We start from the raw sequence: 11,887 nt of genomic DNA, 5'->3' as shown, positions 1-11,887 counted from the left end.
CGCGGGCGTTGACCGGCGCCGAGCGGAAGCTCTCTGGCGCACCGGTCAGCGCTTCCTCCGGATAGTATTTCGCCCGGATCACGCTGTGCGGGCAGACGATTCCGCACTGGCCGCACTGGATGCAGAGATCGGCATCCCAGAGCGGCACCTCGACCGCGATGTTGCGTTTCTCGAAGGCCGTCGTTCCCGTCGGAAAGGTTCCGTCGACCGGCATCGCGCTGACCGGTATCCCGTCGCCACGCCCCGCCATCATCGCGCCGGTGACGTTGCGCACGAAGGCCGGCGCGTCGTCCGGCACTAGGCTCGGGTTCGGCACGCCGGTCAGGCTCCCCGGCACCGCGACCTCGAAGAGATGCTCGAGCGCCGCGTCGACCGCGGCGAAATTCTTCTCGATCACCGCGCCGCCCTTGCGCCCATAGGCCTTCTCGATCGACGCCTTGATCGCGGCGATCGCCTCGTCGCGCGGCAGGATTTCGGAGATCGCGAAGAAGCAGGTCTGGAGGATGGTGTTGACCCGCGGCCCGAGCCCGAGGTCCTGCGCGACGCTGGTGGCGTCGATGACGAAGAAGCGGAGATTCTTCTCCATGATGTGACGCTGCACCGGCCGTGGCAGCTTGTCCCAGACGATGTCGGCCGGGAAAGGCGCGTTGAGCAGGAAGGTCGCGCCGGGCCGCGCGGCCCCGAGGACATCGAGCTTGCGCAGCAGCTCGAAACGGTGGCAGGCGACGAAGTCGGCGTGGCGGATGAGATAGGGCGCGTGGATCGCCTCGCGGCCGAAGCGGAGATGCGACACCGTCTCGGCCCCGGACTTGTGCGAGTCGTAGACGAAATAGCCCTGCGCGAAGCGGTCGGGATCCTCCGCCAGCATCTTGACGCTGTTCTTGTTGGCGCCGACCGTGCCGTCCGAACCGAGGCCGAAGAACAGCGCGCGCTTGGTCGCTTCCGGCTCGACGTCATAGTCGCGGTCATAGGCGAGGCTGGTGCCTGACACGTCGTCGTCGATGCCGATGGTGAAGCCGTTCTTCGGATCGGGCTTCGCCGCCTCGTCGAAGACCGCCTTGGCCATGCCGGGATGGAAATCCTTGGACGAGAGGCCGTAGCGCCCGCCGACAACGCGCGGCATCGCTTCGCGCTCGCCCCTTGCCACCGCCTGGGCCATCGCCGCGACGACATCCTGGTAGAGCGGCTCGCCGGGGCCGCCCGGCTCCTTGCAGCGGTCGAGCACCGCGATGCTCTTCACCGTCTCTGGCAGCGCAGAGAGGAAGTCCGGGACCGAGAAGGGCCGGTAGAGCAGCACCTGCAGCGCCCCCACCTTCTCGCCTTGCTCGGCGAGCGTCACCGCCGTCTCGCGCACGACCTCGGCGCCGGAGCCCATCGACACCACGACACGCTCGGCTTCCGGATGCCCGTCATAGCGGAAGAGGCGATAGTGGCGGCCGCACAGCGCGCCGAGCCGGTCCATCGCCGCCTGGACGATGCCGGGAACCGCCGCGTAGAAGGGGTTGGCCGTCTCGCGCGCCTGGAAGAAGGTATCGGGATTATGCGCCGTGCCGCGGACGACCGGATGGGCCGGGCTCAGCGCCCGCTCGCGATGGGCTCGGATCAGCCCCTCGTCGATCATCGCCCGCATCGCCTCGTCGGGTAGGAGCGTCAGCTTGTTGACTTCGTGCGAGGTGCGGAAGCCGTCCATGAAATGGAGGAACGGCACCCGCGATTCCAGCGTCGCGGCCTGCGCGACCAGCGCCAGGTCATGCGCCTCCTGCACCGAGGCGGCACCGAGCAGCGCGAAGCCCGAGGAGCGCACCGCCATCACGTCCTGGTGGTCACCGAAGATCGACAGCGCCTGGGTGGCGATCGAGCGCGCCGCGACATGGAAGACCGTCGGCGTCAGCTCTCCGGCGATCTTGAACATGTTGGGCAGCATCAGCAGCAGCCCCTGCGAGGCGGTGAAGGTCGTCGTCAGCGCGCCGCTCTGCAGCGAGCCGTGCAGCGCCCCGGCGGCGCCGCCCTCCGACTGCATCTCCTGCACCGAGGGCAGCGTCCCCCAGACGTTGGTTATTCCCTTGGCGATCCACTCGTCGGCATGCTCGGCCATCGGCGAGGACGGCGTGATCGGATAGATCGCGAAGACCTCGTTGATCCGGTAGGCGACATGAGCGACGGCGGCGTTGCCGTCCATGGTGTCGGTGGCCGGCGCGTTGCTGCTGGTATTCATCGCCCGCCCCTCACGGCCGTGCCTTGAAGCGAAGCGGCCGGCGCGCATCGCCGGCGAGCGCCGCCACGTCCTCGACCATCTCGATCGCATGGCAGGGGCACTGGTCGTAGCAGACCGCGCAGCCGGTGCAGAGGTCGAGGTTGACCGTGTATTTCCGCCCCTTGCCGAGCTTGACCACTGCCTGTTCCGGACAGGCGGCGAAGCAGTTGTCGCATTCGAAGCAGTTGCCGCAGGAAAGGCAGCGGTCGGATTCGTAGCGCGCTTCGCGATCGCTGATCCCGGCGACCACCTCGGCGAAGCCCGACCGCGCTTCCAGGGGCAAGGCGCTCATCTGCGAACGGCCGGCATCGAGGAAGAGCGGCAGGTTGAGCATGTCGAAGTCGACCGGCGGCGGTTTCTCCCGCGCCTCGAGATGCCCGCCACGAAGCCACGCGTCGATCGAGCGCGCCGCCTTCTTGCCGTGTCCGGTCGCCGCGGTCATCGTCATCAGCCCGCCGATCACGTCGCCGCCGGCGAAGATCCCCGCCCGGCCGGTCATCATTCCGGCATCGACCAGCACCGTGTCGCGCGCACTGATCGCGACGCCATCGACCTTGCGCAGGACGTCGAGCTCGGCATGCTGGCCGAGCGCCAGCACCAGCGCGTCGACCGGCAGCGTCTCGAGCCGCCCGGTCGGGTTGAGCGAGCCGTCCTCGCCGAGCTCGATCGCCTCGACCGTGACGCCCTCCGAACCGAAGCGGACCGGGTTGGTCAGCCACTGCGCCTTGACCCCTTCGAGGAAGGCCTCGTCCGCCTCATAGGGGTCGGCCCGCATATGCTCGCGGTCGCGGCGGTAGATCAGGATCGCCTCTTCCGCCCCCAGTCGCTTGGCGACGCGGGCCGCGTCCATCGCCGTGTTGCCGCCGCCGATGACGCCGACGACGCGGCCAAGCTGCGGCGCGCGGCCCGCCTCGATATCCTCGAACAGCCGGATCGCGTCGACCATCTTGCTGCCGTCGGCGGCCGGAATGTCGAGATGGTTGCCGGCCTGCGCGCCGATCGCGACGAAACAGGCATCGAACCCGCCGGACTCGACCGCGGCTTCGATGTCGTCGACCCTGGTGTTCATGGTGAAGGTCACGCCCATCGCCCTGATCCGGGCGACCTCCTTGGCGAGGTCGGCGCGCGGCAGGCGATAGGCGGGGATTCCATAATGGAGCATGCCGCCGGGCTCGGGCATCGCGTCGCGGATCTCGACCGCGTGGCCGAGCCGCCGCAAATGCCAGGCGCAGGAGAGGCCGGCGGGTCCCGCCCCGACGACCAGCACCCGCTTGCCGGTATCGGGACCCGGCGTCACCGCCCAGCCCTCCCCGGCGGCGCGGTCGCCGAGGAAGCGCTCGACCGCGTGGATCAGCACCGCCTCGTCGAGATCCTTGCGGTTGCAGCGCGTCTCGCAGGGGTGATAGCAGGCCCGGCCGTGGACCGCCGGCATCGGGTTGTCGGCGACCAGCGTCCGCCAGGCGGCCTCGAAATTCCCCTCCCGCGCCAGCGCCAGCCAGGACTGGATATTCTCGCCGGCCGGACAGGCGGCATTGCAGGGCGGCAGGTGGTCGACCCAGGTCGGCCGCTGCCAGCGCTGGGCGCCCGCGCCCTTCTGCATCGTCGCCTGGAGGACCGGTGTCAGATCCTTCGGTATCAGGCTCATCCGCCTCACTCCCCTTGGAGGGCGAGTCCTAGCCGACCCGTTTCACCGCGGCTTTAATCCAGGTCAAAACCGGAATGGCCGCGGAAGCACGCGACCGCCGCCGCGATCCCCGCTCCGCGCCGGCCGGCGGGCCACCGGCTCAGAAGCTCAACACCCGTTGAACGAACCAGAAGGCGGAGACGGCGCCGATCCCATAGGCGGCCGCCATGCGCGCCCTCGGCAGCGGCGCCGCGACCAGGGCCCGGACCGCGGCGAGCACGGCCAGCACGGCGGCGACGAAGAGGAGCTGGCCCGCCTCGACCCCGAGATTGAACGTGAAGAGCGCCAGCGGAACGTCCTTTTGCGGCAGGCCGATGTCACGCAGCGCGCCGCCGAAGCCGAAGCCGTGGAGCAACCCGAAGAGGAAGGCGATCAGCCAGGGAAACCGGATCGACAGGTCGGTCGCGCCGCGGCCGGCGCGAACGATCTCGCTGGCGACGACGACGATGCTGAGCGCGATCGCCGCCTCGATCGGCGGCTGCGGCACGACGGCCCAGCCCAGCGCCGCCGCGGCGAGCGTGATGCTGTGGGCGACGGTGAAGGCGGTTATCGTCTCGATCAGGGTCCTGAGGTTGCGGATCAGGAGAAGCAGCGCCAGCACGAAGAGCAGGTGGTCGATGCCAAGCAGGATGTGCTCGACGCCGAGCACAAGATAGGTCCGCGCGGTGTCGAAGGTCGACGGCGCCGCAAGCACGACGTAGCCCGGATTGTCCGGCGTCAGCCGCGCCGACTGCTGGACGCCGTCGATGGCCTCGATGCGCAGCAACACATCGGTATAGGTCGCCCGGAGCCCACCGATCGCGATTGTCCGGCCGGCGAGCCCTCCCTCGCAGGCGACGCTCCAGCGGCTCGACACCGCGATGCCGGTATCGGTGACCGTCCGCGGCCCGGTCTCCGTGCAGCTTTCCGGCAGCGTCGCATCGAGGGCGAGACGCGCCTCGCCCCGCGCCGGCACCTTCCACAACACGTCGAAGCGGTCCGGCGCGGTCTCGATCAGCTCGAGAAAGGCCGGCCGCAACTCATGGGCGATGGCCGCCTGCGACAGGCCGAGAAGCGCCACCAGCAGCAGGATGGGCCTGAGCCGGGTCACTGGACGGCCCGCTTTTTCGTATCGACGCTGGCCGACTGCTCCCTCGGCGCGTCCTCGACGATCACCGTATACTGCGCGCGAAGCTGCCCGTAGCGCTCGGCGGCGATCTCGCGGCGGCGCTGGTCTTCCCAGTCGCGGCGGACGAAACCGGCGACCTCGGCAAGCTCGGGATCGCGCGCCGCCTGGCGCTCGTCGATCCGCACGATATGGAGGCCGAAGGACGAGCGGAGCGGGCCGGTCCATTCGCCGGCCGGGCCGGTCGCGAGTGCCCTCGCGAAGTCCTCGCCGAAGGTCGCGCCGATCCGTGGCTCGGAGGTCAGCGGCATTGCCGCCGGGAGCAGCGTCCTGTCGCCGAGGGTGGTTGGATCGACGTCACCGCCGCCGTTTCGCAGCGCGGTGAGGAGACGCTCCACTTCGGCCGATGCATCGTCATGCTTTCGCGGATCGACGAAGACCTGCACGAAAGCCATCTGCGCCGGCAGGCGGTAGGCCTCCCGGTGCGCGGCGAGGAACGCCTCCAGCTCGCCCTCGCCCGGAGCGAGATCCGCCGGGCTCGGCTCCATCAGGAATTCCATCTTCTGCTGCAGCCGGCGCCGGAACACCGTGTCGTCCTCGTCGAGGCCGAGCTTGCGCCCCTCGCGATAGAAGATCTCTTCCTTGACGAAGGTATCGACCAGTCCGCTCATCTCGTTGGGCGTCGGCGGCCGCTGCCATGTGCGCGAGAATATTTCGGCGAGCTGGGCGATCCGCCCCGACGACACGACGATCGTCTCGGGTTCCGGACCGCCCTCGCGCTCCTGAAGCAGCCTGTAGCCGCCGAACAGCAGGACACCGATGACCAGGAACTGGAACAGCGGCTCCGCGACGAGCCGGCGAAATGCGTTCAAGGGCCCGGCTCCGTTGCTCCGCTACTTCGCCATCGCTTTCTTGATCGCCCCGACGATCGCCGTGAGGATCGCCCCGCCGACCCCGCCGCCGACCACCTGGCCGACGATCGACCCGATGTCGAGCCCGCCCCCGGCGGCGCCGGAGATCGCCGGAACGAGGGCTCCGAGAATCTGCCCGCCGCCGAGGCCGCCGATCGCCCCGGCGATGGTGTCGCCGGCGCCGCCGAGCGACAGGTTCTTCGCGCTCTTGCCGACGGCGTTGCCGCCAAGCGCCCCGGCGACGACTTGAATGATCAGGTTGATGATCGTGTCCATGGCTGTTGCCTCCATTGCCACCGCGCGTCGTCGCCTTCGGCTGCCGTCGCCGGAGCCCCTCCCCGGCGACGAGCGTCATCGCCGCCGCGCATGCCGGGCATCATACCACGCCTACTCCGATGGCGTGTACCAGATCGGCGAGGTATAGGCGCGGTCCTGGAGCGTCATCGTCGTGCCTTCGAGTGGTTCGACCCCGAACTTGGCGGCGTCATAGGCGGTCCAGCGCGGCGTCGGGATTTCGATCACGCGCCCGTAATAGAAGGCCCGCTGCGAGGCATCGAAGTCCGGGTCGGACCACACCGCGATCAGTTCCGGCGCACCGATGGTATTCGTCCAGGTGGCATTCTCGACATCGACCGTGCTGCCGACCGCTGGAACCTTGCCGTCGGCGCCGGGCTCGCGATCGCCCGACCAGGCGACGTCATAGACCTGCTCGTGCAGCTCGCCCGCGTCGTCGAGCCAGCCCTTGACGATCTGGTAGCGATCGAGGTTGGCGCCGATCGGGTCCTTGAGCGCTGCGACCAGGAAACTCGGCGCCTTGCCGTCCGGCGCGTCGCGAAGGTCGCCGCCCATCGGCACGCCCTTGGTGTAGCCGGTGATGGCCGGGGTGCGGGTATTGGCGTCATCGGCGGTGAAGTCGAACCCGCCGAAGAGCCAGACCACCATCCGCGGCCCGGTCGTCGCGTAGGTCTCCCGACGCTCCATGGCGTCGAAGATCGCCTGCCGGGTATTCTCCTTCGCCCAGACCGCGGCGTAGCCGGAACCCGAGGTCTCCCACTCGAAGATCGTCCCGTTCTTGCTCTCGACGAAGGGCTTCGTCAGCCGCTCGGGATTGGGCTCCATGGCCGACGTCTTGCCGAAGTAATTGTCCTCGGCGACGGCGGCGAGGCCGGTATGGGCGTCGGTCGAGCCGATCATGCCGAACTTGTAGGGATTGACGCCGAGCCCGGCCTCGAGCTTCAGGCCGTTCTTGAGCGCCTCGCGGGCATATTCGTACTGGAGCATCTCCGGCGTCTTCTTGACGCTGAGGTCGAGGTTGCCCTTGTCCCAGGTCTCGAAGTCGGCGAACTCGTCATTCGGCGACAGGAAGGGATGGGTCTCGCCGTCGCCCTTGATCTGGGTCGCCTCGTAGAGCCGCTCCCACTTGGCCCGGGTCTCCGCGTATTCCCGGTCGAGCGGCTTGTCGGTGCCCGGCTCGATCATCGGGAACATGCGGCCGTTCGACAGGTTGCCGTTATGGGCGATCGCCAGGACGTTGCCGCCGGTCTTGGCCTCGTAGGCATCCATCCATTTCCACAGGTCGCGGGGGTTGTCGCTGCCGGGCGGATAGACCGTATAGGGCACCACCTGGTCGGCCTTGTCCGCGTTGTCGCGGAAGATCACGTTGCGATGGAGGTTGTTGCCGCCGGTATTCGAGGTCCATTCGTAGCCGATGAAGGCGGTGAACCGGCCGGGTTCGTTGGCCTCCTCGGCGGCGTCGATCGTCTCGTCCCATGCCGATTTATAGGCGCGCGAATCCGGGGTGTAGAGCAGCGCCGGCGGGAACTTGTCCTGCGAGAAGGCGCTGATGATCTCGAGCGCCGCGGTGGCGCCGTCGCCCGACTGGACCATGTCGTACCAGCGCCGTCCCGTCGGGTCGGCGAGGATTTCGGGCTTTCCGGCAAGCAGGTCGGGGAAGAAGCCCATGTTGTCGGAATGGTCGGCGACGACGAGGAAGTCGAGGGGTCGCGACAGCTTCACCGGCTGACCCGACGACGCCATGACCTCCTCGCCCTTGGCGAAGCGGTAGGCGTCGCGCGGCCCGAGCCGGGCGCCGAACGCGCCGGCATCCATCGAGAAGGACGTGTGGAGGTGGGTATCGCCGAAAAGCGGCCGGGTCGGGAAGTTGCGGCCCGCCCATGGCGAATAGGGCCGCCCGGCGGGAAAGGCCCTTTCGGCGGTCGCCTTGTCGAAGGTTCCCGAATCCATGGCGGTGTCGACATCCTGCGCCGATGCCCCTCCCTGGACCGCCAGGCAAGAAATCAGAACCGCGGCCGCGGCCATATGCTCGACACGAATCGCCATCGGAAGCCTCCCGGTTTGGCCTTTTCCCGCCAGATGGCGGATCATCCCTTAATACAATGACAAATGCTTATTTGTCGGACCTATTTTGCACCAAAGACGAAGTCCGTCGAATCGCAATGATGCCGCCATGACGATGGCGGACACTGATTTGCATCAAGGCATGCCCAAAATTCTTCCCCATTCTCCGAGCGGAGAAGGCGCAGACAAAGACGGGAGGAATCCGTGACGAATACTATGCTCGTCGGCATCGCGGCCGCTCTGGCCCTGCTCGCCCCGGTGGCCGCATCGTCCGAGGAGGTTACGATCCAGAACCTCGTGCGCGCCGAATCCGACACCATGTTCCGGGCCAATCTGGCGGCCAACAAGATCGGGTTGGGCGAGTTGGTCCATGAGCGCGAGCTGGTGTCGGCCGACGAACCGCAACCGATCATCCGCGCCAACCAGGACACGCTTTACTCCGCTGTCGTGCTGGATTTGGCCGAGCCGGCGACGATCACGCTGCCGGAGGTCGGAGACCGCTTTCAGTCCATGCTGGTGATCAACCAGGACCATTTCAGTTTCGTGGAGTCGTCGCCGGGAACCTACGAACTGACCGAGGACGAGGTCGGCACGCGCTTCGCCTTCGTCCTGTTCCGCACCTTCGTTGACGCCGCCGATCCGCACGATCTCGCATCGGCGCACGCCACCCAGGATGGCATCGCCTTGAGCGGCGGCGGAGACGGGCCGTTCGAGGCGCCGGACTGGGACCTCGAGAGCCTGGCGGAGGCCCGGAAGGCCGTGAGCGATCTGGCGGCCGCGGTTGGTTTCGATGCGTCCCGCGCCTTCGGCCGCAAGGACGAGGTCGACCCCATCGACCACCTGGTCGGCACCATGGCGGGCTGGGCGGGCCAACCGGCCGGCACGGCGACCGCCATCATCGAAGGCGTCGGCGAGAATGACGGCGAGACGCCCCACACGGTCACCGTGAAGGACGTACCGGTGGACGCGTTCTGGTCGATCACCGTCTACAACGCCGATGGCTATCTGGAGCCCAACGACCTCGGCCGGAACAGCTACAACAACACCTCGGCGATGCCGAACGCGGACGGCTCCTACACGATCAACTTCGGCGGCTGCGGGGACGGACGTGTGAACTGCATCCCGATCACGCCTGGCTGGAACTACGCGATCCGCCTCTACGAACCGCGGCCGGAAATCCTCGATGGCTCTTGGACCTTCCCGGCGCCGACGCCGGCAGGCTGACCGACAGCGGCTACAGGGTGCCCGTCTGCAGCCGGCTGGCATCGAAAGGCGGGACGCGACCGGGGTCGAAGGCGGAGATGTCGATCGTCGTTGCCGCGCCGTCGAGGATGAGCTCGGCCATCGCCTCGCCGGTCGCCGGCGCGTTGAGCATGCCCCAGACGCTGTGGCCGGTGGCGACATAGGCATTGGCGACGCCGGGGATCGCGCCGATCAGCGGCAGCCCGTCCTGGGTGACCGGCCGGAAGCAGGACTGGCGCGCGATGATCCGGGCGGGATCGAGCGCCGGCGACAGAGCGGCGCAGATCGCCTCCAGCCGTTCGATCGATCCCGGGTCCGGCGTGACATCGGCCGGGTCGACCGGCAGCGGACTGTCATGGGCCGAGACGCCGCAGACATAGGTGGTGCCGTCGGCTCGGGGAAAAACCTCCGGAGAGGCCATCGCCCCCGACGCCTCGCGATATTCGACAAAGAGCGCATCGGGCGGCAGCCGCCCGGGGGTATCGAAGACGAGGCTGTGCCCCTTCAGCCCGAAGACCGGTGGAAGCGGCACCCATTGGCTGGCGAGAATCGACCATGGCCCCATGGCGAGGACAACCGCGTCGGCTTCGAGCGTCTCGTCCGAGGCATCGATTGAGACGGTCGCGCCGGTCACCGCCCGGCCGTCGCCCGTTCGCGTCAAACCCGCGACCATACCCTGTTTCACCACCGCCCCCAGCCGTCCCGCCGCCGCGATCAGCGCTTTGGTGAAGGCGCGCGGATCAACCTGCGCGGTGGTTTCGGTCGACCCCAGACGCGATCCGAGAACCAGGTCGTCGGAGATCCAGTCCACTCCCAAATTATTGCTTTTGCTGGCTTTCCGGTTCGCGCTCGCAGCTCCCGAATAGGTCGTCATCGCCCGGTAGCCATAGTCCGCCTCGAGCGCTTCGGCGAGGTCGGCATGGAGGGCGTAACTGCGCCGCGCCAGGCCCTCCAGCGGTCCCCCGTCACACCAGTCAAGTGCAAGGAATCCCCCGCTTTTTCCCGATGCGGCGCAGGCTATCCCGGTCCGCTCGACGACGGTGACATCGACCCCTCGCCTGGCCAGGAAATAGGCGGTCGCCGCTCCGATCACCCCACCGCCGCAAATCAGGACCCTCATCCGCCTTGCCGTCCCTTCTCTCCACGAAAAACAAGCACTATCAATCGGTTATGCCAGGGAAACACCGACCAGCGCGCCGACGCCATAGGTGACGCCGGCCGCCACATAGCCGATCAGGATCTGGCGGAGCGCCGAGAAGACCACGCCCCGCCCGGTGAACAGCGACGTTCCGAATCCGATCAGCGCCAGCGCAATTCCCCCTGCCAGAAGACTAGTGATTACAGAAGCTTGGCCGGTCAGGAAGAAGAATGGCGCGACCGGGAAGATCGCACCGATCGCGAAAAGCATGAAGGAGGATGCCGCGGCCACCCAGGCGGAACCGCCGAGTTCCTGCGGATCGATGCCGAGTTCCTCGCGCGCCAGCGTATCGACCGCCGCGCCGTCCCGGCGGAGCAGGCGATCGGCCACCGACGTCGCCTCGGCCTCGGAAAGGCCTTTCGACTGGTAGATCAGGATGAGCTCCTCGCGCTCCTGTTCGGGAAACATCCTGAGCTCCGAGGCCTCCAGCGCGATCTGCCGCCCGGCCAGTTCGCGCGCGCTGTTGACCGACAGCCATTCGCCCATCGCCATCGAGCAGGCGCCGGCGATCAGTCCGGCCAGACCGGCAAGCAGGATGGTCTGTTCGGCCGCCGTCGCGCCGGCGACCCCCATCACCAGGCTCATATTCGATACGAGCCCGTCATTGGCGCCGAGCACGGCAGCCCGCAGCGCGTTGCCGGAACCCGCCCGGTGCCGGCCCTCGAGTCTCGCAATCTCCGGGCCGGCAAGCCCGCCCGACCCCGCCATCGCGGTGCGGATGATGCGGGAATGCGACTGCTCATCGGCGGGGAGCCCGGCGGCGATCGCCTCCGGCTGGTTCCGGTAGGCCGCGTGATCCTTGGCTTCCGTCGCGACGATCACCGGCAGCACAAGCGACGGACCGAAGCGTCGCGCGACCCAGCCGAGAACCCGCGCGCGGACGCTCGGCGTCAGGTCGGCAACCTCGCCGCCTTTGCCGGCGATCGCCTTCCGCCATACCTCGACGTGATCCTGCTCGACGGCGGCCAGGCGGCGATAGACCTCGGCGACCCGGGTGTCGGTCTCCGCCTCCGCCAGCGCCGTGTAGAGCGCGACGCTGTCGATCTCGCCCTGCAGGTTGGCGCGATAGCGGGAAATGTCGTCCTGCGGCGCCATCCGCCTATCCTCCGATCATGCGAGCCATATGACGGGGAGC

The 11,887-nt window shown here is 68.1% G+C and carries 9 protein-coding genes; 1 reads left to right on the top strand and 8 read right to left on the bottom strand.

What is annotated here, in order from left to right:
• From nifJ to KDJ86_RS19840, 6 genes are all read right to left on the bottom strand, one after another.
• Positions 1-2,215: pyruvate:ferredoxin (flavodoxin) oxidoreductase (nifJ, locus tag KDJ86_RS19865; RefSeq protein WP_291749961.1), on the bottom strand; the 2,215-nt coding region annotated here is incomplete at its 3' end.
• A gap of 10 nt (positions 2,216-2,225) precedes the next feature.
• Positions 2,226-3,899 (bottom strand): NAD(P)-binding protein, encoded by a 1,674-nt coding sequence (locus KDJ86_RS19860; protein WP_291749960.1) that lies wholly within the window; start codon positions 3,897-3,899, stop codon positions 2,226-2,228.
• 139 nt (positions 3,900-4,038) lie between these two features.
• Positions 4,039-5,028 carry a HupE/UreJ family protein gene (locus KDJ86_RS19855; protein WP_291749957.1) on the bottom strand — a complete coding sequence of 330 codons (990 nt, stop codon included), beginning with the start codon at positions 5,026-5,028 and terminating at the stop codon, positions 4,039-4,041.
• Positions 5,025-5,915 carry a peptidylprolyl isomerase gene (locus KDJ86_RS19850; RefSeq protein WP_291749953.1) on the bottom strand — a complete coding sequence of 297 codons (891 nt, stop codon included), beginning with the start codon at positions 5,913-5,915 and terminating at the stop codon, positions 5,025-5,027. The genes KDJ86_RS19855 and KDJ86_RS19850 overlap by 4 nt, the downstream gene beginning before the upstream one ends.
• A gap of 21 nt (positions 5,916-5,936) precedes the next feature.
• The gene (locus KDJ86_RS19845) at positions 5,937-6,230 is read right to left on the bottom strand and encodes a hypothetical protein (protein WP_291749951.1); all 294 of its coding nucleotides are present in this window, start codon (positions 6,228-6,230) and stop codon (positions 5,937-5,939) included.
• 111 nt (positions 6,231-6,341) lie between these two features.
• Positions 6,342-8,198 (bottom strand): DUF3604 domain-containing protein, encoded by a 1,857-nt coding sequence (locus KDJ86_RS19840; RefSeq protein WP_291749963.1) that lies wholly within the window; start codon positions 8,196-8,198, stop codon positions 6,342-6,344.
• A gap of 330 nt (positions 8,199-8,528) precedes the next feature.
• Here KDJ86_RS19840 and KDJ86_RS19835 point away from each other — a divergent pair, with 330 nt between their 5' ends.
• The gene (locus KDJ86_RS19835; protein WP_291749948.1) at positions 8,529-9,536 is read left to right on the top strand and encodes a DUF1214 domain-containing protein; all 1,008 of its coding nucleotides are present in this window, start codon (positions 8,529-8,531) and stop codon (positions 9,534-9,536) included.
• 10 nt (positions 9,537-9,546) lie between these two features.
• Here the strand turns inward: KDJ86_RS19835 and KDJ86_RS19830 are convergent, their stop codons facing one another.
• Both KDJ86_RS19830 and KDJ86_RS19825 read right to left on the bottom strand, forming a co-directional pair.
• Positions 9,547-10,674 (bottom strand): NAD(P)/FAD-dependent oxidoreductase, encoded by a 1,128-nt coding sequence (locus KDJ86_RS19830; protein ID WP_291749945.1) that lies wholly within the window; start codon positions 10,672-10,674, stop codon positions 9,547-9,549.
• A gap of 48 nt (positions 10,675-10,722) precedes the next feature.
• Positions 10,723-11,847, bottom strand: coding sequence for a demethoxyubiquinone hydroxylase family protein (locus KDJ86_RS19825; RefSeq protein ID WP_291749942.1), 1,125 nt, complete (start codon positions 11,845-11,847; stop codon positions 10,723-10,725).
• Between the last annotated feature and the right edge of the window lie 40 nt (positions 11,848-11,887).

Source organism: Bauldia sp., from assembly GCF_020442045.1.
Lineage (GTDB): Bacteria > Pseudomonadota > Alphaproteobacteria > Rhizobiales > Kaistiaceae > Bauldia.
Note: the sequence above shows the minus strand (reverse complement) of the source record. Positions and strands in the feature narration are given on the sequence as shown.